The following is a 25,116-nucleotide window of genomic DNA, read 5'->3' as shown; positions in this document are numbered from 1 at the left end:
CATGACCGCGCCGGTGGAAACGCGGGACGAGACGCAGGAGTCGCCCGTCCACATCCTGTGGATCAACGCGGGGCTGAGCTGCGACGGCGACTCGGTCGCCCTCACGGCCGCGACCCAGCCGAGCATCGAGGAGATCGTGCTCGGGGCGCTGCCCGGCCTGCCGAAGGTCGCGGTGCACTGGCCGCTGATCGACTTCGAGTGCGGGCCGATGCAGGGCGCCGACACGTTCATCGAGTGGTACCACAAGGCCGACCGCGGCGAGCTGGACCCGTTCGTCCTGGTCATCGAGGGATCGATCCCCAACGAGTCGATCAAGCGCGAGGGCTACTGGTGCGGGTTCGGCAACAACCCCGACACCGGCCAGCCGATGACCACGAGCGAGTGGCTGGACCGGCTCGCCCCCAAGGCGACCGCGATCCTCGCGGCCGGCACCTGCGCGACGTACGGCGGGATCCACGCGATGGCCGGCAACCCCACGGGGGCCATGGGCGTGGCCGACTACCTGGGCTGGGACTGGCGATCGAAGGCGGGGCTGCCGATCGTCAACGTCCCCGGCTGCCCGATCCACCCCGACAACCTGTCGGAGACCATCCTCTACCTGCTGTACCAGCTCGCGGGGCAGGCCCCGATGATCCCCCTGGACGACGCGCTGCGGCCCACGTGGCTGTTCGGCATGACCGTCCACGAGGGGTGCGACCGGGCCGGCTACTACGAGCAGGGGCAGTTCGCCACCGAGTACGGCTCGCCGAAGTGCCTGGTGAAGATCGGCTGCTGGGGTCCGGTGGTGAAGTGCAACGTGCCCAAGCGGGGCTGGATCAACGGCGTCGGCGGCTGCCCCAATGTGGGCGGCATCTGCATCGCCTGCACGATGCCGGGCTTCCCGGACAAGTTCATGCCGTTCATGGACGAGCCGCCCGGCGCCCGGGTCTCGGCGACCGCCAGCGAGGCGTACGGCTCGATCGTGCGCGCCCTGCGCACCTTCACGTTCAAGACGGTGGACAAGGAGCCCAAGTGGCGCAGAAGGGGCCGCGAGCTGCTCACCGGTTACAAGGCGCCCTGGAGCTGAGATGACGCTGCAACGCGAGAGGGATCGGACGTTCCCGCAGGAGCAGGACCGCGAACTCGTCGAGATGGCCTGGGACCCGATCACGCGGATCGTCGGCAGCCTGGGCATCTACGCGAAGGTCGACTTCGCCAACCGGGAGGTCGCGGAGTGCTACAGCACCTCGTCGGTGTTCCGGGGCTACAGCATCTTCATGAAGGGCAAGGACCCGCGCGACGCCCACTTCATCACCAGCCGGATCTGCGGGATCTGCGGCGACAACCACGCCACGTGCTCGGTCTACGCGCAGAACATGGCCTACGGGGTGCGCCCCCCGCACATCGGCGAGTGGATCATCAACCTCGGCGAGGCCGCCGAGTACATGTTCGACCACAACATCTTCCAGGAGAACCTGGTCGGGGTCGACTACTGCGAGAAGATGGTCAGGGAGACCAACCCCGGCGTGCTCGCGCTCGCCGAGCGCACCGAGGCGCCGCACGCCGGCGACCACGGCTACCGGACGATCGCCGACATCATGCGCTCGCTCAACCCGCTGGAGGGCGAGTTCTACCGCGAGGCCCTCGCGATGAGCCGGACCACGCGCGAGATGTTCTGCCTGATGGAGGGCCGGCACGTGCACCCCTCCACGCTCTACCCGGGCGGGGTGGGCACGGTGGCCACCGTCCAGCTGTTCACGGACTACCTGGTCCGGCTCATGCGGTACGTGGAGTTCATGAAGCGGGTCGTCCCGATGCACGACGACCTGTTCGACTTCTTCTACGAGGCGCTGCCCGGCTACGAGCAGGTGGGCCGCCGCAGGGTCCTGCTCGGCTGCTGGGGCAGCCTGAACGACCCGGAGCACTGCGACTTCACGTACCGGAACATGAGCGACTGGGGACGGCGGATGTTCGTCACGCCGGGCGTGATCGTGGACGGCAAGCTGCTCACGAACGACCTGGTGGACATCAACCTCGGCATCCGCATCCTGCTCGGCAGCTCCTACTACGAGGACTGGGCCGACCGGGAGCCGTTCGTCACCGAGGACCCGCTCGGCAACCGGTCGACATCCGGCACCCCTGGAACCAGCACACGATCCCGCGGCCGCAGAAGCGCGACTTCACGGACAAGTACAGCTGGGTGATGTCGCCCCGCTGGTACGACGGCGAGCACCTGCTCGCGCTCGACACCGGCGGCGGCCCGCTCGCCCGCCTGTGGTCCACCGCGCTCAACGGCCTCGTCGACATCGGGTACGTCCGCGCCACCGGAGACAGCGTGGAGATCAACCTGCCGAGGACGGCCACCAGGGCCGAGAAGACCTTCGAGTGGCGCATCCCGGAATGGAACGGGGAGCCGCTGTCCAACGCGATCGAGCGCAACCGGGCCAGGACCTACTTCCAGGCGTACGCGGCGGCCTGCGCGCTGCACTTCGCGGAGCAGGCGCTGGCCGAGGTGCGCCAGGGGCACACGCGGACCTGGTCGCCGTTCACCGTGCCCGACGAGGCGATCGGCTGCGGCTTCACCGAAGCCGTCCGCGGCGTGCTGTCCCACCACATGGTGATCAGGAACGGGAAGATCGCCAACTACCACCCGTACCCGCCGACGCCCTGGAACGCGAGCGTGCGCGACGTCCACGGCACGCCGGGGCCGTACGAGGACGCGGTGCAGAACACCCCGATCTTCGAGGAGAACCCGCCGGAGTCGTTCAAGGGGATCGACATCATGCGCACGGTGCGCAGCTTCGACCCGTGTCTGCCGTGCGGCGTGCACATGTACCTCGGCCCGGGCCGCGAGCTGCGCGTCGTGCACAGCCCGCACGCCTTCGGCGGGACCGGGGGCTGAGGGGGGACGCGGCCGATGCGGGGAACGCGCGACGTCCGGGAGGCCGGCGAGCAGGTCGAAAGGCTCGTCGCGGAGCTGGGCGGCCTGGCGGACCCGGTCGCCCGCGCGAAGGCGGAGGAGCTGGTCCGGGTGCTCGTCGGCCTGTACGGCGCCGGTCTGGAGCGCGTGGTCGAGATCGTGACCGAGGCGGGCGCGGCCGACGTGCTGCGCGGGCTCACCGCCGACGGCCTCGTCTCCGGCCTGCTGGTGCTCCACGACCTGCACCCCCTGACCACCGCCGAGCGGGTGCGGGCGGCCCTCGACGAGGTGCGGCCCTACCTCGGCCTCCACGAGGGCGGGGTGGACCTGCTCGGCGTCGGCCCCGACGGGGTGGTGCGGCTGCGCCTCGCCGGCACCTGCAACGGCTGCCCGTCGTCGCGGGTCACGGTCACCCAGGCCGTCGAACGGGCCGTCCGGGAGGCCGCCCCCGAGGTCGTCCGGGTCGAGGTGGACGGCGTGGCGGAGCCCGCGGGACCCGCCGGACCGCTCCTGCAGATCGGGCCGCGCCCGCCGGGTCCGTGCCCGGTTCCGGAGGCCGTCCCGTGACCGCCGGGCTGCGCCGCTTCGTCGTCCCGGCCGAGGCCGCTCCGGGGCCGGCGCCGGACGCCGCGCCGGAGCGGTGCGAGATGTGCGCCGAGCCGATCACGGACGTCCACGGCCACCTGGTGAACATGGAGACGCGATCGCTGATGTGCGTCTGCCGCGCCTGCCGCCTGCTGTTCACCCAGTGCGGCGCGGCCGGCGGACGGTACCGCGCCGTGCCGGAGCGCCGCCTGTACGACCCGTCGTTCCGGATCTCGGCGGCCGACTGGGAGGAGTTGCAGATCCCTGTGCGGACCGCGTTCTTCTTCCGCAACTCCCTGCTCGGCCGGACCGTGGCGTTCTACCCCAGTCCCGCGGGCGCCACCGAGTCGCTGCTGCCGCTGGAGACCTGGGAGCGGGTGCTGGCGGCCAACCCCGCGTTCGCGGAGGCCGAGCCCGACGTCGAGGCGCTGCTCGTGGACCGCGGCCCGGACGGCTTCGCCTGCCACCTCGTGCCGATCGACGACTGCTACCGGCTCGTGGGCCTCGTGCGCTCGCTGTGGAAGGGCTTCGACGGCGGCCGCGAGGCCTGGGACGCGATCGACGGCTTCTTCGCGGACCTGCGCCGCCGGTCCCCGGTGGCGACCTCCGAGGGGAGCCGCGATGGACGATGAGCCGCGCTTCGACTGCCTGGGCGCCTGGGCCGACCCCTACGCCGCCGGCCCCACCTTGGTGTTCCGGCTGCGGATCGCCGACCCCGCGCCCGAGGGCGTCCACGCGATCGCGCTGCGCTGCCAGATCCGGATCGAGCCGCACCGCCGCCGGTACGGCCCGCAGGAGGCGGCCCTGCTGGCGGACCTGTTCGGCGAGCCGTCCCGGTGGGGCGACACGCTGCGGCCCATCCAGTTCGCCATGGTGCCGGCGACGGTGCCCGGCTTCACGGGAAGCACCGAGTTCGACCTCCCGGTGCCCTGCGGCTACGACCTGGAGGTGGCCGCCGGGGCCTACTTCGCCTCGCTGGAGGATGGCGAGATCCCAATGATCCTGCTGTTCAGCGGCAGCGTCTTCGCCCGCGCGGGCGACGGCCTCACCGTCCGTCCCGTGCCGTGGGACTGCGAGACGCGCCACCGCCTGCCGGTCGCGGTGTGGCGCGAGATGATGGACCGGTGCTTCCCCGGCTCGGGCTGGCTGCGGCTGCGCCGCGACACCCTGCGCGAGCTGCGCCTCTTCAAGTCGGAGCGGGCCCTCGCGACCTACGACGAGGCCCTCGGCCTGCTGCTGAAGGAGGCGAGGGGATGACCGCGGCCCTGGAGGCGGCCCGCCGCGTCGCCGACGCCGTGCTGTACGAGGGCTACCTGCTCTACCCCTACCGGGCGTCGGCCGCGAAGAACCGCGTGCGCTGGCAGTTCGGCGTGCTGGTGCCCCCCGCGTACTCCTCCACCGGCGAGCCGTCGGCGACCCTCACCGAGTGCCTCCTGGAGGCGCCCGGCGACGCCGCGCTCGACGTGCGCCTGCGGTTCCTGCACGTGACGTGCCGCAGGGTCGAGCGGGCCGGGAGCCGGGGCCACCGGCCGGTCCCCCGGCTGGAGGCCGGCGGCCGGACCTACCTGACGTACGACCAGACGACCGAGCGGGAGATCCGGTTCGCCCCCCGCCTGTCGGAGCTGGACGAGGCCGGGCAGACCGTGGAGGTCCACGTGGCCGGCGACCGGACGTACGAACCCATCGTCGACGGGGACGGCGCGCGCGTCGGCCGCGTCGTCAGCGTCCACGAACCGATCGACGCCGTGGTGCGGATCGGGGCCGAGCGACTGCCCGGGCCGTACGGGCTGGTCCGGCTGCGGGTGGCGGTGGGCAACACCTCGTCCTGGGACCGGCCGGGTGCCCCCCGCGAGCACGCCCTGCGCCGCTCGCTGGTCGCCGCCCACCTGCTGCTCGCGGTGACCCATGCCGCCTTCGTCTCGCTGCTCGACCCGCCCGAGTGGGCCGCGGCGGCCGCCCGGCTGTGCCGCAACGAGCACACCTGGCCGGTGCTGGTCGGCGAGCCCGGGCGCCGCGACGCCGTCCTATCCTCGCCGATCATCCTGTACGACTACCCCTCGATCGCGCCGGAGAGCCCGGGCGACCTGTTCGACGCGACCGAGATCGACGAACTGCTCACGCTGCGGGCGCTCACGCTGACCGAGGAGGAGGCGCGCGAAGCGCGGGCCACCGACCCCCGGGCCGCCGAGATCCTCGACCGGGCCGCAGAGCTGCCGCCCGAGGTCCTCGAACGCCTCCACGGGGCGATCCGCGGCCTCGGCGACGTCGGGCCCCCGTCCGTCCCCTGGTGGGACCCGGGCGCCGACGGCACCGTGTCGCCGGACACCGACAGCGTGCTCGTGGCCGGGCGCAAGGTGGCCCGGGGCAGCCGGGTGCGGCTCCACCCCGGCCACCGCAGGGCCGACGCCCACGACATGTTCCTCGCCGGCCGTACGGCGCTGGTCGAGGGGGTGTTCCTCGACGTGGACGGCGTGCGGCACCTCGCGGTCACGCTGGAGGACGACGAGGGGGCCGACCTGCAGCGGGCGCAGGGCCGGTTCCTCTACTTCGCGCCCGACGAGGTGGAGCCGATCGACGAGGGGAGCCGGCCATGAGGATCCTGGTGGCGGGGGTCGGCAACGTCTTCCTCGGCGACGACGGGTTCGGCGTCGAGGTGGCCCGGCGGCTGTCCGGGGCGCGGCTGCCGAAGGGCGTCGAGGTCGGCGACTACGGCATCCGCGGCGTCCACCTCGCCTACGAGCTGACCGCGGGCTACGACCTCGTGATCATCGTGGACACCGTGCCCCGCGGCAAGGCCCCCGGCACGCTGTACGTGCTGGAGCCGTCGCCCGCCGAGCTGGCCCCGGCGTTCGTCGACGCGCACGACATGACCCCCCAGGCCGTGCTCACGCTGGCCCTCGCGCTGACCCGGTCGTTCACCGGCCGCGTGCTGATGGTGGGCTGCGAGCCGGCCGACACCTCCCCCGGCATGGATCTGAGCCCCGCGGTCGCCCGCGCCGTCGCCCGGGCGGCCGACCTGGTCCTCGACGTGATCGCGGAGGAGACGGGGGAGCCGGCCGCGCCGCGCCCCGTCCCGGCCCGCCGCGAGGAGGAGGGACGATGGTGAGACGCCTGATCATCCTGCTGCTCCTGGCCGGCGCGGTCGCGCTGCTGGTGCAGTCGCTCCCCGACATCAAGCGGTACGTGCGGATCCGCCGGATGCTGCTGACCGCGTCGCCGGCGCGTCCGCGGGCCCGGAGGCGGGCCGTACGGGCCGGAGAGGCGGGGTGAGCGACGTGCACGAGTTCGGGATCGCGGAGGCGGTCCTCGACGCGGTCGAGCGCCGCGCGCACGGCCGGCCCGTACGGCGGGCCCGCCTGCGGGCAGGAGCCCTGCTGCGCATCGCCCCGCCCGCCATGGACCACGCGTTCGCCCTGGTCACGGAGGGAACCGTGGCCGAGGGCGCGACGCTCGACCTGGTCATCGAGCCCGTACGGCTGAACTGCCGGGAGTGCGGGCTCACCACCGAGTCCGACGACGCGCTCGCGGTCTGCCCCGCGTGCGGCGGCGTGGACGTCGACGCCGAGGGCGGGGACCGCCTCGTCCTCGAGTACATCCAGACTGCGGAGGAGACACATGTGCCTGGGCATCCCCGGGGAGATCGTGGAGATCCTGCCGGGCCACACTGACCTCGCGAAGGTGGACGTGAGCGGGGTGCGGCGGGCCGTCAACGTGGGCCTGCTCGACGGCGAGACGCTGCGGCCGGGCGACTGGATCCTGATCCACGTCGGCTTCGCGCTGTCCAAGATCGACGAGGACGAGGCGAAGGCGGCGCTCGACTTCCTGGAGGGCATCGGCCAGGCCTACGACGACGAGCTCGCCGCGCTGCGCGACTCGTCCATCGACAGGAGCTGATCCTGATGCGATTCGTCGACGAGTACCGCGACGCCGACAAGGCGCGCGCGCTGTCCGCCAGGATCGCGAGCCTGTGCGAGCCGGGCCGCGAGTACAAGTTCATGGAGGTGTGCGGCGGCCACACCCACACCATCTACAAGCACGGGCTGGAGGACTACCTGCCGGAGACGATCACGCTGGTCCACGGCCCCGGCTGCCCGGTCTGCGTGATCCCGATGGGCCGGGTCGACGACGCCATCCACATCGCCGAGCAGCCCGGCGTCCTGATGACGTCGTTCGGGGACATGATGCGGGTGCCGGGCGGGCGCGGGTCGTTCTTCGACTCCAAGGCCAGGGGCGCCGAGATCCGCATGGTCTACTCCCCGCTCGACGCGCTCAAGGTGGCCCGGCAGAACCCGGACCGGCAGGTGGTCTTCATGGCCATCGGCTTCGAGACCACCGCGCCCTCCACCGCGATGACGGTGCTGCGCGCGGCGGCCGAGGGGATCGGCAACTTCTCGGTCTTCTGCAACCACGTGACGATCATTCCGGCGATCAAGGCCATCCTCGACTCGCCCGACCTGCGGCTCGACGGGTTCGTCGGCCCGGGGCACGTGTCCACGATCATCGGCTGCCGGCCGTACGAGTTCATCGCCCGCGACTACGGCAAGCCGCTCGTGGTGGCCGGCTTCGAGCCGCTGGACATCCTCCAGTCGATCTACATGCTGCTGCTCCAGCTCGCCGAGGGCCGGTCGGAGGTGGAGAACCAGTACTCCCGGGTCGTGCCGTGGCAGGGCAACGTCCGGGCCCTGCGGGCGATCTCGGAGGTCATGGAGCTGCGGCCGTACTTCGAGTGGCGCGGCCTCGGCTTCATCTCCCACTCGGCGCTGCGGGTGCGGGACAGGTACGCGGCCCACGACGCCGAGCGGATCTTCCAGATCCCCGGCGGCCGGGTGGCCGACCCGAAGGCCTGCCAGTGCGGCGAGGTCCTCAAGGGCGTGCTCAAGCCGTGGGAGTGCAAGGTGTTCGGCACGGCCTGCACGCCGGAGACGCCGATCGGCACGTGCATGGTCTCCTCCGAGGGCGCCTGCGCCGCCTACTACAACTTCGGCCGCTTCTCCCGGGAGCGGGTGAGGGAGGCGACGCGGTGACCGAGATCGAGAGGACCGCGGGCTGGGCCGAGGCCGCCGTGCGCGAGCACGCCGCGGAGAACGCGGCCGCGAGCCGCGAGGAGCAGGTGCTGGAACGCATCGACCGAGCCCGCCGGCGGAAGGCCAGGGTGAAGGAGGAGCACATCACCATGGCCCACGGCTCGGGCGGCAAGGCCACCCAGACGCTGGTCGAGGCGGTGTTCCTGGAGGCGTTCCGCAACCCGCTGCTCGAGCCGCTGGAGGACGGCGCCGTCTTCGGCGTCGGCTCCTCGCGGCTCGCCTTCACCACCGACTCGTACGTGGTCTCCCCGCTGTTCTTCCCGGGCGGCGACATCGGGGACCTCGCGGTCAACGGCACCGTGAACGACCTGGCGGTCTGCGGGGCGCGGCCGCTCTACCTGTCGGCCGGGTTCGTGCTGGAGGAGGGGTTCCCCGTCGAGGACCTGCGGCGCATCACCGCGTCCATGGCCAGGGCGGCCGCCACGGCCGGGGTCAGCGTGGTCACCGGGGACACCAAGGTGGTGCAGCGCGGCAAGGCCGACGGCTGCTACGTGAACACCGCCGGCGTCGGCCTGCTCGACCGGCCGGCGGACCTGGGCGTGGCCCGCGCCCGGCCCGGCGACGCGGTCGTGGTGTCGGGCCCGATCGGCGAGCACGGCGTGACGATCATGCTGGCCCGCGGGGAGCTGGACATCGAGGCCGACCTGACGTCCGACACGGCGCCGCTGAACGGCCTGACCGCGGCGCTGCTCGACGCGTCCTCCACCGGGGTGCGCTGCATGCGGGACGCCACCCGCGGCGGGGTGGCCACGATCCTGAACGAGATCGCCCGCGCCTCCGGCGTCGCGGTCGTCGTCGACGAGGACGCCGTGCCCGTGCGGCCCGCCGTACGGGGGGCGTGCGAGCTGCTCGGCATCGACCCGCTGTACGTCGCCTGCGAGGGCCGGATGGTCACGGTCGTGGACGGATCCACGGCCGCGGCGGCCCTCGCCGCCCTGCGGGCGCATCCCCTGGGAGAGGGCGCCGCGGTCATAGGGCACGTGAAGGACGACCCTCCCGGGCTCGTGCTGCTGCGGACCGCCTTCGGCGGCACCCGGATCGTCGACGTGCTGGTCGGCGACCCGCTGCCGCGCATCTGCTGACCCGCGTCGGCCGACGCGGAAAGGAGGTCGGACCATGAACGAGTCCCGCGAGCCGGACCGGCCCGGCCGTTTCGAGGGGGAGGACGAGCACGGGTTCTCCCCGGACGTCGAGAAGGGCAGCGAGGAGGCCCGCCGGGCGGGCGACAGGGCGTTCTCGCCGGAGGCCGCCGGGGATCCCGGCCCGGGACGGGCGCCGTCCCGGGAGGAGGAGACCGGCGTCCCCTCCACCGACACCTCCGCGCGGTCGCCGCTGGGGGTGGGCACGAGCCCCGGCAGGAGCGCCGAGGAGATCGCGGCCACGGAGCGGGAGCCGGGGCGGGAGCCCGCCGGCGTGAAGGGCGAGTCCGGGCGGCCGTACGGCGGATCCACCATGGAGGACTCCACCGGCGTCGAACCCTCCGGTCCCGTGGACGAGGAGAGCCCCACCCTGCCCTCCGGCGACCAGGCCGGCTGACGCCCTCGCGGCCACGCCCCGGCGGTCAGACGAGGCCGTTCTGGTGGGCGTAGATGACCGCGTGGATCCGGTCGCGCAGGCCGAGCTTGGCCAGGAGCCGGCTCACGTGGGTCTTCACCGTCCCCTCGGTGACGACGAGGCGGTGGGCGATCTCCAGGTTCGACATGCCCTGCGCGACGAGCAGCAGCACGTCCCGCTCCCGCGCGGTCAGCGCCGCCGCGGCGGCCTCGTTCCTGACCGTGGGCGAGCCGTCCACGAAGTGCCTGATCAGGCGGCGGGTGACGGTGGGCGCGGCGACGTTCTGCCCGTTCGCGACGGCGCGGATCGCGCCGACGAGGTCCGCGGCGAGCGTGTCCTTCAGCAGGAAGCCCGCCGCGCCCGCGCGCAGCCCGGCGTAGACGTACTCGTCGAGGTCGAACGTCGTCAGGATGATCACGTGCGGCGGCCGGCCGGAGCCGGCGGCGGCCCGCAGGCGGCGGGTCGCCTCAATCCCGTCTATGCCGGGCATCCGGACGTCCATCAGGACCACGTCGGGGGCGGTGCGGGCGACGACCGCCAGGGCGTCCAGGCCGTCGCCGGCCTCCCCGACGACCTCGATGTCCCCGGTCTCGTCGAGGATCATCCGGAAGCCGGTGCGGACCAGGGCCTGGTCGTCGGCGACGACGACGCGGATCACGCCAGGGCCTCCACGGGAAGCGTGGTCCTGACCTCGAAGCCGCCGCCGGACGGCCCGGCGTGCAGGGTCCCGCCGAGCGCCGCCACCCGTTCGGCGATCCCGCGCAGCCCGTTCCCCGGCGCGGCCGGCGGCGCCGTGCCGTCGAGGCCGGGGCCGCCGCTGTCCCGGACGCGGATGCGCAGCTCGCCGCAGGAGAACTCGAGGTCGACCGCGCACCGGCTGCCAGGACCCGCGTGCTTGATGCTGTTGGTCAGCGCCTCCTGGACGATCCGGTACGCCGACAGCTCCACCGCCGCCGGCAACGTGAGCGGCTCCCCCACCACGGTGAAGGCCACCGGGGTGCCGCCCGCCCTGACCCGGTCGACAAGCTCCGGGAGCGCGGCCAGGCCGGGCTGTGGAGCGCGGGCAGGATCGTCGGCGCCGAGGTCCTGCCGGACGAGGCTGAGCAGACGGCGCATCTCGGCCAGGGACGCCCTGCCGGTGGTGATGACGCTGTCCAGGGCCGTCCCGGTTCGTTCGGGGTGGCGGTCCAGCGCGGCACGGCCGCCCTGGGCCTGAACCACCATCACGGACAGGCCGTGCGCGACGACGTCGTGCAGCTCCCTGGCGATGCGGCCGCGCTCGGCGGCCACCGCGAGGGCGGTCCGCTGCTCCTGCTCCCGCGCCAGATCGGCCGCACGCTCGCGGAGGGTCGCCAGGTGGGCCTGGTGGGTGCGGGCGCGGTCGCCCGCCATCCAGGCGACGGCCAGCAGCAGTGCGGGCACCAGCGCCTGGGAGGCGGCCGTCAGCAGCACGTCGTCCTGCTGCAGAAACGGGAAAGGCCCCGGAGGCTCCACGAGGGTGTACTTGCCGAACCTGTCCCCGATCAGGCTGCTCATGGCGGTCAGGGCGAGGCCGTAGACGCCGGCCTGGGCGGCGGACAGCACCGCCAGCGACGCGCGCCGATCGGCCGTCCTGGCCGCCACGCCGTACAGGGTGAGCGCGGCCACCAGGTCGACGGGCAGGTGCGGCAGCGCCGGGCTCAGCACGTGCGCGACCGATCCCAGCACCGCCAGCGCGAAGGCCGTCATCGGGTGCCGGCGCCGGGCGAAAACGGCCGCGGCCGTGGGCGGCAGCGCCAGCCACCACCACAGAACCTGGTGCCGCCAGTTCTCCTCCGACCTGAACTGCTTCAGGATCGACATCCACTGCGGATCGACCGCCTTCGGGAGCCGCTGCAACGGCTGCGGCACGTTGAGCAGCGCGTCGGCGCCCATCAGGAGGCCCGCCGCGACCACGACGGCGACCACGCCGCCGTCGAACAACAGCCGTCGGATGGCGATCACGCCATCAGGGTAGGGACCGGACGATAAGCCCGGCATCTGTCGTGAGACAGACGACGACCTCCGTCGGCCGCCGGACGCGCGGGACGGCTCTTCGGGGCCAGCCTCATGGCATGCCACTGACAAGAACCGGTGCCGCCCTGGCCGCCATGGCCCTCGCGCTCGCCGCCTGCTCCTCGTCGCCGCCCGCGGCGACCACCGCCGCCGCCGCCTCGCCGGGCGCCACCCCGTCGGCCGACGCCATGCAGATCGCCCTGCGGTTCGTCGCGTGCGCCCGCGCCCACGGGCACCGGATCCCCGACCCCACGCTGGCCGGGGGACGGATCAGGTTCGAGGTTCCGGCTCAGGGCGGCCAGCCTCAGCTGGAGGAGATGAAAGCCGTCCGGAACATCCCTGAATGCGAGACCATCTACCGGCAGATACCCGACCAGCACCAGCGGCCCAAGCCGCCCACCGCCGCGGAGATGGACAGAGGACGGAAGTTCGCCGACTGCGTGCGCAAGCACGGCCTGCCGGACTTTCCCGACCCCAGCTCGAACGGCACGTTCCCGGTCAGGGGGACGCCCCTGCAGCCACAGGTCAAGGGCCCGGCCATGAGAGCCGCCTTCGACGCCTGCACCGAGTACGCCGTGGAGTTCCCGTTCTCATGAAGATCACGAAGACAACCCCCATCACGGGCGCGGCGCTCGTCGCGCTGCTGGCCGCCGGATGCGCGGCCTCCCCGCAGCCGGCCCCCACGCCGCAGGTCGCCGTGGCCTCGGCCCCCGTACGCCGCGCCGACGTCGTCTCCACGATCCAGCTTCCCGGCGTGCTCGGCTTCGACCGCACCTACTCCGTGGTCGGCGAGCTGGCCCCCGGGATCGTCACCGCCGTGCCCCGGCCGGGCGCCGTCCTGGGGCGCGGCGCCCGGCTGTTCGCCGTCGACGGCGCCCCCGCCACCCTGCTGTACGGATCCGTGCCGGCCCACCGCGCCTTCTTCTGGGGAATGAGCGACGGGCGCGACGTCCGCCGGCTGGAGGCCAATCTCGTGGCCCTCGGCATGGACCCCGGCCACGCCGTCACTGTGGACGACCACTTCTCCGGGGCCACCGCCGCCGCCGTACGGCGCTGGCAGCGCAAGCTGGGCCGGCCCCAGACGGGCCGGCTGGACCTCGGAAGCGTGGTCTTCCTGCCCGGCCGCGTCCGGATCCGCACGGTCGCGGCCGAGGCGGGCACGCCGGCCGGGCCGGGCACGCGCATGCTCACCGCCAACTCGGCCACCCGGGTCGTGCAGGTGCCGCTGACCACCGACCGGCTGGGCCAGCTGCACCACGGCGACCAGGTCCGGGTCACCCTCCCGGACGGCGAGACCACGCTGCGCGGCCGCGTCCGCACGGTGGGCAGGGTCGCCACCGCCCAGGACTCCGGCCTGGCGACCGTTCCCGTCACGATCACGCTCACCCGGCCGGGCCGCGCCGTCGCCGGCCTGGACCTCGCCCCCGTCCAGGTCTCCGTCGTCACCGCCCGGCACAAGAACGTGCTCACCGTCCCGGTCACCGCGCTGCTGCCCCGCCCCGGCGGCGGCTACCAGGTCGCGCTCACCGCGCCCGGCTCCCGCCGGCTTATGCCCGTCGAGCCCGGACTGTTCGACGAGGAGGGCGGCACGGTCGAGATCACCGGCGACATGCCCGACGGCGCGCAGGTGGAGGTGCCCGCGTCATGAGCGACGACGTCGTGCTGTCCTTCCACGCGGTGTCGAAGACCTATCCCGGCACCCCGCCCGTCACGTCGCTGCGCGAGGTCGATCTGAGCGTGCGCGCGGGGGAGATGGTCGCGGTCGTCGGTCCGTCCGGGTCGGGCAAGACCACGCTGCTCAACCTCGCCGCGGGGCTGGACCGGCCCACGAGCGGCACGATCCACCTGGCGGGGCACGCCATCGAGAGCTCCGGCGACCGCCGCCTCTCGGGCCTGCGGGCGCACCTGCTGGGCGTGGTCTTCCAGCGCTTCCACCTCCTCGACCACCTCACCGCCACCGAGAACGTGGCGACCGGCCTGCTCTACCGCGGCCTGCCGCGGCGCCGGCGCCGCGCGGCCGCCCTGACCGCCCTGGAACGCGTCGGGCTGGCCCACCGCGCCCACCAACCGGCGCGGACGCTGTCGGGCGGCGAGCAGCAGCGCGTCGCCATCGCCCGCGCCCTCGTCGGACGTCCCGCTCTGGTGCTCGCCGACGAACCCACCGGCAACCTCGACACCGTCACCGGCGGGCAGATCCTCCGGCTGCTCACCGACCTCAACACCGACGGGGTGACCATGCTCGTCATCACCCACGACCTCGCCGTCGCGGCCGCCTGCGGACGCCAGGTCGAGATCCGCGACGGCCGCGTCAGCTCGGCGGTCGCCCTGTGAGCGCCCCGCCCGACGCCCGGAGCGGCCCCGGCTCCCGGCTGCGACCCGCCGACCTGCTCCCGCTGGCGACCGTGGGCCTGCGCGGCCGCCGCGTGCGCACCGCCCTGTCCACACTGGGGATCGCCATCGGCATCGCCGCCATCGTCGCCGTGCTCGGCATCACCCGCTCGAGCCAGTCCGAACTGCTGACCCGCATCGACCGGCTGGGCACGAACCTGCTCACCGTGACCGCCGGGCAGAGCATGGGCGACGAGGTCCCGCTGCCGGCCACCGCCGGCCTCGGCGTCGCACGCACCGACGGGGTCGAGCGCGTCGCCGTCACGGCCGTGCTCGCGCAGGTTCACGTCTACCGGTCCGACAGGATCCCGCACACGCAGACCGGCGGGCTGGACGTCCGCGCCACCGACGAGGACCTGCTCACCACCCTCGACGGTCACCTGGCCGCGGGCGTCTTCCTCAGCGCCGCCACCGCCCGCTACCCGGTCGCCGTCCTCGGCCACCAGGCCGCCGTCCAGCTCGGGGTCGTCCGGCCGGGCCCGGGCATCCGCGTACGGGTCGGCGGCCACTGGTTCGTGGTCGCGGGCATCCTCGCCCCTTTCGAGCTGGCCCCGGAGCTCGACCGGGCCGCGCTGATCGGCCTGCCCGCCGCCCGCGACGTCTTCGGCTACGACGGCCACCCCACCCGCCTGTACGTCCGGGCCGACACGGCGCGCGTCGCGCAGACCGTGGACCTGCTCGCCCGCGCCGTCAACCCGGCCGAGCCGCCCGCCGTGCAGGTCAGCCGTCCCTCCGACACGCTGACCTCGCGGCTGCTCGTCGCCGACTCGGGTACCTCCCTGTTCCTCGGCCTCGGCGCCGTCGCCCTGTTCGTCGGCGGCGTCGGCATCGCCAACGTGATGGTCATCTCGGTCCTGGAACGCCGCGCCGAGATCGGCCTGCGCCGCGCTCTGGGCGCCACCCGCCCGCACATCGCCGGGCAGTTCCTCGTCGAGTCGCTCGTCCTGGCGACGCTCGGAGGGCTGACCGGTACGGCACTGGGAGCGCTCATCACGTACCTGACCGCGCTCCAGCGGGGCTGGCCGGCCGTCGTCCCGTCCGGAGCCGCGGCGCTGGGATTGGGCGCCGCCCTGGCCGTCGGGGCGCTGGCCGGCCTCTACCCGGCCGTCCGCGCGGCCGGGCTGCCTCCCACGGACGCCCTGCGCGCGATCTAGTGCTGTGAGCGGAAAGGTTCACCGGGATGCGTGGAGTGCCGGGAACGGCTTGGGCTGGCGGTTTCGGATGGAGCGGCCTCCTGCAGCGCCAGGTAGGTCCACGAGACGTCCTGGCGCCCGTGCGGATCGACGCGTTTGGCGAGGTGGATCACGTCCAGGCCGTGCGTGCGAGCCAGGTCGATCGTCTCTTCGGCGGAGACGGGAAACATGCGGCGTCCGATCGGGACAGGACCGTGACGAAGGGAGAGGATCACTCGCCCGCCCGTGTGGAGCAGGTCGACCAGGCTGGACATCGCCGCCGACCGCTGCTGCTCGTCCAGGTGCATCCAGACCGCGGTCAACAGGATGAGGTCGAAGCGACGCCCCTTCTCGCGCAGCCCCGCCAGGTCCGGCAGCGCATCGTCGACCCACTCCACGTCCTGGTCGGCATGGAGCCGCTCACCCAGCGCGCGAAGTTCGGCGGTGGGCTCGGCGGCGACGACCACATGGCCCTGGGCGGCCAGGGCCGCCGCGTCGCGGCCACTGCCCGCTCCGATGTCCAGCACCCGGCTCGGCTGCGCGGGGAACAGATGCAGCACCTCACGGTGTACCTCCGCGAACGTCACGCTCTCGTACTGCTCGGCCAAGGTCTCTGCTGCTTCGCCGTACCCTGCAGTGGAATGCACCCGTTCAAGTGCCGTGTCCCTGTTCACGGGATGGCACTCTAAGCGCATCCCCAGCGGCGCTCCCGGTCGAGGGCGGCGGCGACGGCGGCCTGGCCGAGGCTGACGCCGCCGTCGTTCGGCGGGACGCGGTGGTGCAGGAGCACGTGGAAGCCCCGCCGCTCCAGCAGGCCGGCGGCGCGCTCCAGCAGCAGCAGGTTCTGGAAGACGCCCCCCGACAGGGCGACCGCGGACAGGCCGGTGGCCGCGCGGACGCGGTCGCAGCCGTCGGCGACGAGCCCGGCGACCGCGTTGTGGAAGCGGGCGGCGACGACGGAGGGGTCCGCTCCCGCACACAGGTCGTCGACGACGGCCCGCACCAGCGCCGTCCCCGGCACGGCGAACGGCGGCCCGGACGGAGCTTCCGAAGTGACGGGGCAGGGGTAGGTGCCGCGTTCGGCGGGATCGGCCCGTTGTTCGAGCTCGACCGCGGCCTGGCCCTCGTATGTGATCGCGTCGCGCACCCCCAGGATCGCGGCGACGGCGTCGAACAGGCGGCCCGCGCTCGACGTCCGGGGTGCGTTGACGCCCCTGCGCGCGAGCGCCACCACGGCGTCCCACCGGGCGGCGTTGCGCCGGACGACGCCGAGGCTCGCGGGGACGTCGCCCTCGAACGCGAGGTCGAGGTACGCGGCGGCCATCCGCCACGGCTCCCTGATGGCCGCGGCGCCTCCCGGCATCGGGACCGTCGCGAGATGGCCGGCCCGCTCGAACCCGGCCAGTCCGGCCACGAGGAACTCGCCGCCCCACAGTGTGCCGTCGGTCCCGTAGCCGAGCCCGTCGAAGGCCACGCCGATCACCGGTCCGGCCACGCCGTTGTCGGCCAGGCAGGACGCCACGTGCGCGTGATGGTGCTGGACGCCCACGAGGTCGGCGTCCACGCGGTCCAGGGCGTACTTGGTGGACAGGTACTCCGGGTGCAGGTCGTGCGCCACCACCTCGGGGACCACGTCGAACAGCCGGGCGAAGTGCTCCACGCCCTCGGTGAACGACCGCGAGGTCTCGTAGTTCTCCAGGTCGCCGATGTGGTGGGAGACGAACGCGTGCGACCCCTTCGCCAGGCAGAACGTGTTCTTCAGCTCCGCGCCGCAGGCGAGCACCGGCCGGGGGCACTCCCAGGCGAGCGGCAGCGGGTGTGGCACGTACCCCCGGGACCGCCGTACGGGCACCGCCCGGCCCCGGAACAGGCGGATCACCGAGTCGTCGGTGCGCGTGTGGATCGGACGATCGTGGGTGAGGAAGGCGTCGGCGATGCCGCCCAATCGCCCGGCCGCCTCGTCGTCGCGGTAGGCGATCGGCTCGTCGGAGACGTTCCCGCTGGTCAGGACGACCGGACGGCCGAGCGCCCGGAGCAGCAGGTGGTGCAACGGCGTGTACGGCAGCATCACGCCGAGCCGGCGGTTCCCCGGGGCGGCCGAGGGCGCCACCTCGGCGTCCGTGCGCCGCACGAGCAGCACGATGGGCCGCTCGCGGCCCGTCAGCAGCTCCGCGGCGGCCTCCCCGACCTCGCAGAGGCGGCCCGCCTGGGCGAGGTCGGCCGCCATCACGGCGAACGGCTTGTCCTCCCGGTGCTTGCGCGATCGCAGGGCCGCCACCGCCTGCTCGCAGCCCGCCACGGCGGCGAGGTGGTAGCCGCCGAGGCCCTTGACCGCGAGCACCTGCCCGTCGAGGAGCCGCTCGGCGGCCAGGGCGACGGGGTCCCCCGGCGCCTCACGCCCATCGCCGTCCACCAGCCGCAGCCGCGGGCCGCAGGCCGGGCAGCACACGGGCTGGGCGTGGAAGCGCCGGTCGGCCGGGTCGTGGTACTCCCGGGCGCAGTCCGCGCACATGGCGAAGCCCGCCATGGTGGTGTTCGGCCGGTCGTACGGCACGTCCCGGACGATCGTGAACCGGGGGCCGCAGTTGGTGCAGTTGGTGAAGGCGTACCGGTACCGCCGGTCGGCCGGGTCGTCCATCTCGCGCAGGCAGTCGTCGCAGGTGGCGACGTCGGGCGGGACGAGCGCCCGGCGGTCGCCGCCGGTGGCGCTGCGCGCGATGACGAACCCGGTCTCGCCCGTGGCCGGGAGCGTGCCCGCGCTGATGTGCTCGATCACCGCGAGCGGCGGCGGGCGGTCCCGGAGCGCGGCCAGGAACTCCCCGACCGGCCCCGGTCCGCCCTCGACCTCGATGAACACGCCGCGCTCGTCGTTGCCGACCAGCCCGTCCAGCCCGAGACCGGTGGCCAGGCCGTACACGTAGGGCCGGAACCCGACCCCCTGCACGATGCCCTCCACCCGGATCGCGGCGCGGACACGGCTGCTCACTTGCCCATTCTCGCTCTCGGCCGCGGGCGGGCGGCCTACGACCCCGGGTGGAACACCTCCCGCAGGGAGGGCCAGCGGTCCTCGCGGCAGTAGACCGGGATCACGTCGACGGGCACGTCCCGGGACACCGCCCCGCCGCCCTCGTGCCGCGCCCCCGACCACACGTCCACCCAGCCGCCGGCCGGCAGGTACGTCTCCCAGGTCCGCGCCCCCGGCTCGGTGACCGGGTGGACGAGCAGCGCGTCGCCCAGGAGGTACTGGCGGGGCCGGTCCCAGATCCGGGGGTCGTCCGGCCAGGCGAAGAAGAGCCCGCGCATCAGCGGGAGGCCGTCGCGCGCCTGCTCCGCCAGGTAGGGCACGAGCCGTTCCCGCAGGTGGGCCAGGGAACGGAACACGGGCAGCACCCGCTCGTCGCCGGTCCTGGCGGCGATGTTCCAGGGCGTGCGGTCGCGCGACGGCCGGCGGTGGTGGTTGAACTCCGAGTGGTACTGCATGATCGGCGCGAAGCAGGCCATGGCCGCCGCCCGCAGGTAGAGCTCGGCCCCCGGGACGTCGCCGGAGAACCCGGCCAGGTCCCAGCCCCAGTAGAGGACGCCGCAGGCCGACGCCGTGATGCCGGCGGTGACGGAGTGGCGGAACGCCTCCCACGTCGAGTTCTCGTCGCCCGCCCAGAAGCAGCCGTGGGCCTGCGAGCCGGTGAACCCGGCCCGGGAGAACGTCACCGGCGATCTGCCGCACGCCCGCAGCAGGTCGCCGAAGGCCGCGGCGTACCGGACCGGGACGAGGTTGTTCCCCTCGTCGCCCCGGGTGCCGTCGGCGTGGCGCAGGTCGCTCCCCCAGGCGTGCTCGCCGCCGTCGGTCTTGAAGCCGTCGATCCCGACCTCGTCGACGAGGTAGCGGCGCTTGGCCAGCCACCACTCCCGGGCCTCGGGGTCGGTGAAGTCCGGCAGGAGCGCGAGCGGGAACCACCACCCGCGGTTCCTGTACGGCCGGCCGTCCGCCTCTTTCACCCCGTACCCCTTCTCGACCATGACCCGGGCGTCGGCCCGCGCCTGGCCCCGCGGGTGGGGGCGCGTCCTCTGCAGCGGGATCTGCCACAGCAGCACCCTGACGCCCCGCGCGTGCAGGTCGTCCACCATGCCCTTCGGGTCGGGCCAGGCGCCTTCGGGCGGGAAGGCGAAGTCGGCGAGCCGGTGCGGCGACCCGTCCTCGTGGACCTCGTAGCGCGCGTCCCGGAACGCGACGAAGGTCGACTCGTCGCTCCACGCCTCGATCACCACGACGCCGACGGGCACGTCCTCGTCGCGGTGGCGGTCCATCTCGGCGAGGACCCGCTCCTGCGTGTTCCACTCGTTGCCGCTCGCCCAGAGGCGGAACACCCACGCGGGCAGCTCCTCCGGACGGCCCGCCTCGCCGAGGAACGCGTCGAGCACCTTCGCGGGTGCGCCGTCGTACACGGCCAGCTCGATCCGCCCCTCCGGGCCGGTCTCGGCCTCCACCACGAGCCGGTCGGGGGTGGTCGCCCCCACGTCGAACCAGGTCCGCCGGCTCGTTCGGACGTGGAACCCCCAGCCGTCGCCGCCCACGACCGTGGCGAACGGCATGGGCAGGTACGTCCTGCCGGTGGCGCCCTGGTCCTTGTACTGCTCGAAGACCACGGCGTCGAGGGCGTGACCGCGCTGGTCAACCCGGTCGAACCGCTCGCCGAACCCGACGACGTGCTCGCCGGGCGCGAGCGGCAGCGCGAAACGGACCCGGTGGACGCCGTCCGGGGAGACCAGCCACTCCACCGAGCCCGGCACGACGAGGTCCCGCCCGTCGACCTCGAGCCGGCCGCCGTCCGGCCGCCACTGCCCGGCGCACACCTCGAACCACCGCGTGACCCGCTCCGGGCCCCCGGTCATGCGGAACCGGTAGCGGTGACGGCGGCCCGCCGCGAGGGGCGGCGTCGTCGTCCGCCAGGACGGCCCGCCGCCGAGGGCGCGCTCCTGCGCCGCGGCCAGGTGGCCGTCCCCGGTGGACGGCGGATCCGGCTCGGAGGCCGGGTCCCAGGGCGTGAGCGGGAGCACGACGACGTCCGTCCCGTCGTCCCACTCGGCCACGACCCCGCTCACCCGCTCCGAGGCGCGCACCCGCAGCTCGACCGGCGCGCCGGCGAGGGGCAGCACCGGCACCCGCTGGTCGTTCGTCGTGGCGTACGCGTGCCCCGAGCCGTACGGGCGGTGCCGGATCACCGGGCCACCCCCAGCTCGTCGGCGAGGATGAGGAACATGCCGTGCGACCAGAGCAGCGGCCGGGCCACCTCTCCCCAGCGGCGCACCCACTCGTCCCGGCGGTCGGGCCGCAGCAGGGGGTCGCCGACCTGCTCAGGCAGCTCGCCGGCGGCGTCGGCGGTCGAGGCGATCCAGGCGAGCTGGGCCAGGGCGTCAGCCTGCCGGCCGGTCCTCGCGTGGACCCAGCCCAGGAGCGCCGCCAGCACCGGCCAGCGGCCCCCGCCGTAGAAGGTGTCCTCCCGGTAGCGGTGGACGCCCTGGCCGCGGACCAGGTCCCGCTCCACGGCCGCCACCGTGGCCAGTCCCGCCGCGCTCCCCGGCTCGTCGAGCCCGAACGGCACCAGGCACGCGAGGAGCGAGCCGTCCACGCTGCCTGAGCCGAGCCACTTGGCCAGCGAGCCGCCGGGAAGCCGGCCCCGGGCGTCGACGAGCGCCCGGACGGACCGCCGGGCGGCCAGGGCCGTCTCCTCGTCCTCCGGGGTCAGCACGCCCAGGGAGAGCGCGCCGCCGAGGCCGCCGAAGATCGCGCCGAGCGTCGCCACGTGGACCTGGTCGGGGTGCTCCTCCCACCAGTCGTAGCACGGCGTGTCATGAAATCTGGCGAGATAGCGGACGACGAGGGCGACAGCCTCGGCGTACCGGGAGGGGTCGGCGCCGTGCCGCCTCACGTGCTCCGACAGCGCCCACAGCCAGGTGCCGTAGCCGTCGAGCTGGAAGTTCCACCAGCCGTCGGTGTGGTCCTCGCGGCCGTCCAGCGTGTACCGGGTGGGCAGGAACTCGTCGTGGCGCGGGGCGGGAGCCGTACGGGGGCGGGAGACGAGGGCGGAGACGCGGTCGGCGCGGGCGAGCAGGACCCCGGCACACCAGTCGTGGAAGCGGCCGGCGCCGCCGGGGTCGCCGCCCCGCGACGCGCCCTCCGCGATGAACGCGCCGTCCCGGAACCACGAGTACCGGTACACCGGGTACGACGGGGCGGCCGGGTAGGCCCCGGACGGATGCTGGTGGCGGGCGATCAGTTCCACGGCACGGGCCGCCAGATCGCGCATCCGGGAGGAATCGATCACTACACTCAAGGGGTCAGGTCTCCTGACGAAACGGGTGGTGGCCGGGGCCCGCGAATGCAGGTCGCGGGCCCCGGTCACGCACGCGGCGGTCGTGGCGTTCCGGGCGGCCCGGTCACCCGGACTTGGTCAGCTCGTTCACCTTCGCGGCCGCGTCGTCGAGCGCCTTCTGGACCGGCGCCTTGCCGGCGGCGGCCTGCTCCAGCGCCTTGGTGACGATGTCCTGCAACTCCTGCTGGCGCGCGATGACGGGCTCGGCCGTGGCCGAGGCGACGGCGTCCAGGACCGCCTTGCGGTTGGCCGGCGGGGTCTGCTCGAAGTACCCGGCGTAGGCCTTCGCGTCGGCGAGCGGCGGCAGCTCCCAGGACGAGGCGACCCGCGTGGTGGCGGCCACGTCTGAGGAGGTCAAGAAGCGCAGCCACTTGTACGCGGCGGCGGCGTTCTTCGTCGTCGCGGAGACGGCGACCGCGTTCTGGAAGACCGCGCTGGCCTTGGTCGAGGCCGGCTCCACCACCACGTCCCAGCCGAAGGGCACGTCCTTGAGGCCGGCGAACTGCCAGACCCCGTTGTGCCACATGGCGAGCCTGCCCTTCTTGAACAGGTTCGTGTCGTAGTCGGGCGTGCCGCCGATCTGGGCCACGGTCGGCATGACCTTGCCGGGCTTGGCCAGCAGGAACTCGGCCGCCGCCACGCCCTGCGGGCCGTTGAACGCCGCCTGCTTGCCGTCCGGGCCGAAGAACGAGCCGCCGGCCTGCGCGAGCGCCTTGTAGAACTCGAAGAACTGCACGGGCTGGAAGTCGCCGTAGACCTCCCCGCCGGTCAGCTTCCTGGCCGCGGCCAGCTCGTCGTCCCACGTCCAGTCGGCCGTCGGGTAGGCGAGCTTGGCCTTGTCGAACAGGTCCTTGTTGTAGAAGAGCAGGACGGCCGAGTACGACTCGGGCAGTGCGTACTGCTTGCCGTTCCGCCCGAACGTCTGCAGGGACCGGGGGGCGTAGGCGGACAGGTCGTCCCCGGCCGCCTGGTCGCCGAGATCGCGCAACGCGCCCGCGTCGGCGTACGACACGAAGTTCTCGTAGTTCAGCTCGAACGCGTCCGGCGCCGTCTGGCCCGCGATCGCGGTCTGGAGCTTGGTGAAGTAGTCGGTGAAGGGCGCCGTCTCCACGGTCACCGTGATGGACGGGTTGGCCGCCTCGAACGCCTTGACGATCTTGTCGAGGTCCGCGAGGTGGTCGGGCGCCGCGGAGAAGGTGAAGTACTTGATGTTCGACGTGCCCTCGGGAGCGGACTCCCGGGTGGCCGATCCCTTGGCGCATCCGGCCGCGAGCACCGCGACCAGCGCGAAGGCCGAAAGGGCCTTCAGACCTCGGGACATGGGTCCTCCTGACGAAACGGGGGGGTGGGACTCGCCGCGCCGGTCACTTGAGACCGGTTCGCGCGACGCTGGCGATGACGTGCCGCTGGGCGAGCACGTACACCACGAGGATCGGCAGCACGCTGACCACCGATCCGGCCATGACCACGTCCCACCGGGTGGTGAACTGGCCCTGCAGGGTGGCCAGTCCCAGTGGGAGCGTCATGAACTCGGGGGACCGCAGGATGACCAGCGGCCAGAGGAAGGCGTTCCAGCTCGCCATGAACGCGAAGATCGTGAAGGTCGCCAGGGCGGGACGGATGAGCGGCAGCACCACCGAGGCGAACACCCGGACGTGCCCCGCGCCGTCCATGACCGCGGCCTCGTCGAGCTCCCTGGGCACCTGCCGCACGGCCTGGCGCAGGAAGAACACCCCGAACGCCGACGCGACCGTGGGGGCGAGCAGCCCGGCGTAGGTGTCGACGAGGTCGAACGTGCGCATCTCGATGAACAGCGGCACGACCAGCACCTGCATGGGCACCATCAGCGTGGCCAGGTAGACCACGAAGACCGCGTCCTTGAGGGGGAAGTCGAGCCGGGCGAAGCCGTACGCCGCCATCGAGCTGGTGAGGACCTGCAGGCCGGTGGACACCGCCGCGACCACCACGCTGTTCAGCAGCACCCGCCAGAAGGGGATCGCCCGCAGCAGGTCGCCGTACGCGCCGAGCGAGGGGTCGAGCGGCCACCCGGGCACGCCCCCGTCGGACAGCGAGGACAGCAGCGTCCAGCCGAACGGCGCCAGCGTGACCAGCCCGGCGACGACCAGGGCGGCATAGAGGAGACGGTTACCCATAGTCGACCCACCTGCGCTGAAGCCGCACCTGGACCACCGTGACCAGGAGGATGACGAGGAACAGGACCCACGACAGGGCCGAGGCGTCGCCGACCCGGCCGTAGCGGAAGGTCAGGTCGTACACCCGCTCCACCGCCACCTCGGAGGCGGCCGCGGCCGGGCCCCCCGAGGTCATCACGTAGACCTGGTCGAAGACCTGGAAGCCGCTGATGCACGAGATCACCAGGACGAAGAACGTCGACGGCGACAGCAGGGGCAGGACGATGTGCCGGAACCGCCGCCACGCGCCGGCGCCGTCGACCCGCGCGGCCTCCAGGACGTCCCCCGGCACGGCCTGCAGCCCGGCGAGCAGGATCACCATCACGAAGCCCAGGTCCTTCCAGGCCGACGCGATGATCACCGAGGGCAGGGCCCACGTGTCGGAGGTCCACCACCCCGGCCCGTCGATCCCCAGGAGGGCGAGGATCTTGTTGACGATCCCCTCGGACGGGTTGAGCAGCCATTTCCAGATGAGGGCGACGACCACCCAGCTCGTCACGACCGGCAGGAAGTAGACGCCGCGGAACAGGTCCCTTCCCCGGGTCACCCGGTTCAGCGCGAGCGCGAGGCCGAGCCCGCCCACGTACACGAGCGGGAGGTAGCCGGCGATGTAGAGCACGGTGTTGCCGAGCGCCCGCCAGGCGTCACCGTCGCGCAGCAGCGCCGCGTAGTTGCCGAGGCCCACCCAGCGCATGGCGCCGATCAGGTTCCACTGGTGCAGGCTCACCCAGAGCGAGCCGACCATCGGGACCAGCGTGAACAGCACCAGCGGCACGGCGCTCGGCGCCAGGAACAGCACCACGGTCCCGGCCTTGCGCAGCCGCGCCCCGGCCGTAC

General features: G+C 73.4%; 27 protein-coding genes. 18 read left to right on the top strand and 9 right to left on the bottom strand.

Going from position 1 to position 25,116, the window contains the following annotated elements; genetic code table 11:
• Position 1: 1 nt before the first annotated feature.
• Genes MPTA5024_RS20250 through MPTA5024_RS20195 form a run of 14 tightly spaced genes read left to right on the top strand, consistent with a single transcriptional unit; the run spans position 2 to position 10,104 of the window.
• A complete protein-coding gene (locus MPTA5024_RS20250; RefSeq protein WP_036326938.1) occupies positions 2-1,066 on the top strand; it encodes a hydrogenase expression protein HypE in 1,065 nt (354 codons plus the stop codon).
• 1 nt (position 1,067) lies between these two features.
• Positions 1,068-2,183, top strand: a complete 1,116-nt coding sequence (locus MPTA5024_RS43660; RefSeq protein ID WP_232326548.1) for a nickel-dependent hydrogenase large subunit — start codon at positions 1,068-1,070, stop codon at positions 2,181-2,183.
• The gene (locus MPTA5024_RS43655) at positions 2,108-2,881 is read left to right on the top strand and encodes a nickel-dependent hydrogenase large subunit (protein WP_232326580.1); all 774 of its coding nucleotides are present in this window, start codon (positions 2,108-2,110) and stop codon (positions 2,879-2,881) included. Before MPTA5024_RS43660 ends, MPTA5024_RS43655 begins: the two co-directional genes overlap by 76 nt.
• Positions 2,882-2,896: 15 nt before the next feature.
• Positions 2,897-3,466 (top strand): NifU family protein, encoded by a 570-nt coding sequence (locus tag MPTA5024_RS20240; protein ID WP_036325738.1) that lies wholly within the window; start codon positions 2,897-2,899, stop codon positions 3,464-3,466.
• Entirely contained in the window at positions 3,463-4,116 is a 654-nt protein-coding gene (locus tag MPTA5024_RS20235) for a DUF5947 family protein (RefSeq protein ID WP_036325735.1), read from the top strand. The genes MPTA5024_RS20240 and MPTA5024_RS20235 overlap by 4 nt, the downstream gene beginning before the upstream one ends.
• Positions 4,106-4,741 carry a DUF6084 family protein gene (locus tag MPTA5024_RS20230; protein WP_036325732.1) on the top strand — a complete coding sequence of 212 codons (636 nt, stop codon included), beginning with the start codon at positions 4,106-4,108 and terminating at the stop codon, positions 4,739-4,741. Before MPTA5024_RS20235 ends, MPTA5024_RS20230 begins: the two co-directional genes overlap by 11 nt.
• On the top strand, positions 4,738-6,078 hold the full coding sequence (locus tag MPTA5024_RS20225; RefSeq protein WP_036325730.1) for a hypothetical protein: 1,341 nt from the start codon (positions 4,738-4,740) through the stop codon (positions 6,076-6,078). The genes MPTA5024_RS20230 and MPTA5024_RS20225 overlap by 4 nt, the downstream gene beginning before the upstream one ends.
• Positions 6,075-6,590: a hydrogenase maturation protease gene (locus MPTA5024_RS20220; protein ID WP_036325727.1), complete on the top strand. Its 516-nt coding sequence runs from the start codon at positions 6,075-6,077 to the stop codon at positions 6,588-6,590. Before MPTA5024_RS20225 ends, MPTA5024_RS20220 begins: the two co-directional genes overlap by 4 nt.
• Positions 6,584-6,754 (top strand): DUF6893 family small protein, encoded by a 171-nt coding sequence (locus MPTA5024_RS41090; RefSeq protein ID WP_157099573.1) that lies wholly within the window; start codon positions 6,584-6,586, stop codon positions 6,752-6,754. The genes MPTA5024_RS20220 and MPTA5024_RS41090 overlap by 7 nt, the downstream gene beginning before the upstream one ends.
• On the top strand, positions 6,751-7,152 hold the full coding sequence (locus MPTA5024_RS20215) for a hydrogenase maturation nickel metallochaperone HypA (protein WP_232326547.1): 402 nt from the start codon (positions 6,751-6,753) through the stop codon (positions 7,150-7,152). Before MPTA5024_RS41090 ends, MPTA5024_RS20215 begins: the two co-directional genes overlap by 4 nt.
• Positions 7,100-7,378, top strand: a complete 279-nt coding sequence (locus tag MPTA5024_RS20210) for a HypC/HybG/HupF family hydrogenase formation chaperone (RefSeq protein WP_036325725.1) — start codon at positions 7,100-7,102, stop codon at positions 7,376-7,378. Before MPTA5024_RS20215 ends, MPTA5024_RS20210 begins: the two co-directional genes overlap by 53 nt.
• Before the next feature lie 5 nt (positions 7,379-7,383).
• Positions 7,384-8,508 carry a hydrogenase formation protein HypD gene (hypD, locus tag MPTA5024_RS20205; RefSeq protein WP_036325723.1) on the top strand — a complete coding sequence of 375 codons (1,125 nt, stop codon included), beginning with the start codon at positions 7,384-7,386 and terminating at the stop codon, positions 8,506-8,508.
• The gene (gene hypE, locus MPTA5024_RS20200; protein ID WP_269750607.1) at positions 8,505-9,650 is read left to right on the top strand and encodes a hydrogenase expression/formation protein HypE; all 1,146 of its coding nucleotides are present in this window, start codon (positions 8,505-8,507) and stop codon (positions 9,648-9,650) included. The genes hypD and hypE overlap by 4 nt, the downstream gene beginning before the upstream one ends.
• Before the next feature lie 34 nt (positions 9,651-9,684).
• Complete coding sequence (locus tag MPTA5024_RS20195) at positions 9,685-10,104, top strand: hypothetical protein (protein WP_036325721.1); 420 nt, start codon at positions 9,685-9,687, stop codon at positions 10,102-10,104.
• A 25-nt stretch (positions 10,105-10,129) separates the two neighbouring features.
• Here MPTA5024_RS20195 and MPTA5024_RS20190 read toward each other — a convergent pair whose 3' ends face one another.
• Both MPTA5024_RS20190 and MPTA5024_RS20185 read right to left on the bottom strand, forming a co-directional pair.
• Entirely contained in the window at positions 10,130-10,780 is a 651-nt protein-coding gene (locus MPTA5024_RS20190; protein ID WP_036325719.1) for a response regulator, read from the bottom strand.
• Entirely contained in the window at positions 10,777-12,105 is a 1,329-nt protein-coding gene (locus MPTA5024_RS20185; RefSeq protein ID WP_051458383.1) for a sensor histidine kinase, read from the bottom strand. Before MPTA5024_RS20185 ends, MPTA5024_RS20190 begins: the two co-directional genes overlap by 4 nt.
• A gap of 110 nt (positions 12,106-12,215) precedes the next feature.
• Between MPTA5024_RS20185 and MPTA5024_RS41085 the strand changes: the two genes are divergently transcribed.
• From MPTA5024_RS41085 to MPTA5024_RS20165, 4 genes are read left to right on the top strand one after another with little or no spacing between them, the layout of a single operon-like run.
• Positions 12,216-12,752 (top strand): hypothetical protein, encoded by a 537-nt coding sequence (locus MPTA5024_RS41085; protein ID WP_157099572.1) that lies wholly within the window; start codon positions 12,216-12,218, stop codon positions 12,750-12,752.
• Complete coding sequence (locus MPTA5024_RS20175) at positions 12,749-13,804, top strand: peptidoglycan-binding protein (protein WP_051458382.1); 1,056 nt, start codon at positions 12,749-12,751, stop codon at positions 13,802-13,804. Before MPTA5024_RS41085 ends, MPTA5024_RS20175 begins: the two co-directional genes overlap by 4 nt.
• Complete coding sequence (locus tag MPTA5024_RS20170; RefSeq protein ID WP_036325714.1) at positions 13,801-14,487, top strand: ABC transporter ATP-binding protein; 687 nt, start codon at positions 13,801-13,803, stop codon at positions 14,485-14,487. Before MPTA5024_RS20175 ends, MPTA5024_RS20170 begins: the two co-directional genes overlap by 4 nt.
• Positions 14,484-15,698 (top strand): ABC transporter permease, encoded by a 1,215-nt coding sequence (locus MPTA5024_RS20165; protein ID WP_036325711.1) that lies wholly within the window; start codon positions 14,484-14,486, stop codon positions 15,696-15,698. Before MPTA5024_RS20170 ends, MPTA5024_RS20165 begins: the two co-directional genes overlap by 4 nt.
• Here the strand turns inward: MPTA5024_RS20165 and MPTA5024_RS20160 are convergent.
• The 7 genes from MPTA5024_RS20160 to MPTA5024_RS20130 all read right to left on the bottom strand — a co-directional run.
• Positions 15,695-16,390 (bottom strand): class I SAM-dependent methyltransferase, encoded by a 696-nt coding sequence (locus MPTA5024_RS20160; protein ID WP_198167245.1) that lies wholly within the window; start codon positions 16,388-16,390, stop codon positions 15,695-15,697. The genes MPTA5024_RS20165 and MPTA5024_RS20160 overlap by 4 nt on opposite strands.
• An 11-nt stretch (positions 16,391-16,401) precedes the next feature.
• Positions 16,402-18,702 (bottom strand): carbamoyltransferase HypF, encoded by a 2,301-nt coding sequence (gene hypF / locus MPTA5024_RS20155; protein ID WP_036325709.1) that lies wholly within the window; start codon positions 18,700-18,702, stop codon positions 16,402-16,404.
• 35 nt (positions 18,703-18,737) lie between these two features.
• Complete coding sequence (locus MPTA5024_RS20150; RefSeq protein ID WP_036325707.1) at positions 18,738-20,936, bottom strand: glycoside hydrolase family 31 protein; 2,199 nt, start codon at positions 20,934-20,936, stop codon at positions 18,738-18,740.
• The gene (locus tag MPTA5024_RS20145) at positions 20,933-22,039 is read right to left on the bottom strand and encodes a glycoside hydrolase family 15 protein (RefSeq protein ID WP_232326579.1); all 1,107 of its coding nucleotides are present in this window, start codon (positions 22,037-22,039) and stop codon (positions 20,933-20,935) included. Before MPTA5024_RS20145 ends, MPTA5024_RS20150 begins: the two co-directional genes overlap by 4 nt.
• Positions 22,040-22,151: 112 nt before the next feature.
• On the bottom strand, positions 22,152-23,408 hold the full coding sequence (locus MPTA5024_RS20140) for an ABC transporter substrate-binding protein (RefSeq protein WP_036325704.1): 1,257 nt from the start codon (positions 23,406-23,408) through the stop codon (positions 22,152-22,154).
• Between the two features lie 43 nt (positions 23,409-23,451).
• Positions 23,452-24,240, bottom strand: a complete 789-nt coding sequence (locus tag MPTA5024_RS20135; protein WP_036325702.1) for a carbohydrate ABC transporter permease — start codon at positions 24,238-24,240, stop codon at positions 23,452-23,454.
• A partial coding sequence (locus tag MPTA5024_RS20130) for a carbohydrate ABC transporter permease (RefSeq protein WP_198167243.1) occupies positions 24,233-25,116 on the bottom strand: 884 nt, incomplete at its 5' end. The genes MPTA5024_RS20130 and MPTA5024_RS20135, both read right to left, overlap by 8 nt.

This window comes from Microbispora sp. ATCC PTA-5024 (assembly GCF_000511135.2).
GTDB classification, from domain to species: domain Bacteria; phylum Actinomycetota; class Actinomycetes; order Streptosporangiales; family Streptosporangiaceae; genus Microbispora; species Microbispora corallina.
This window is presented reverse-complemented; position numbering and strand designations above follow the sequence as displayed.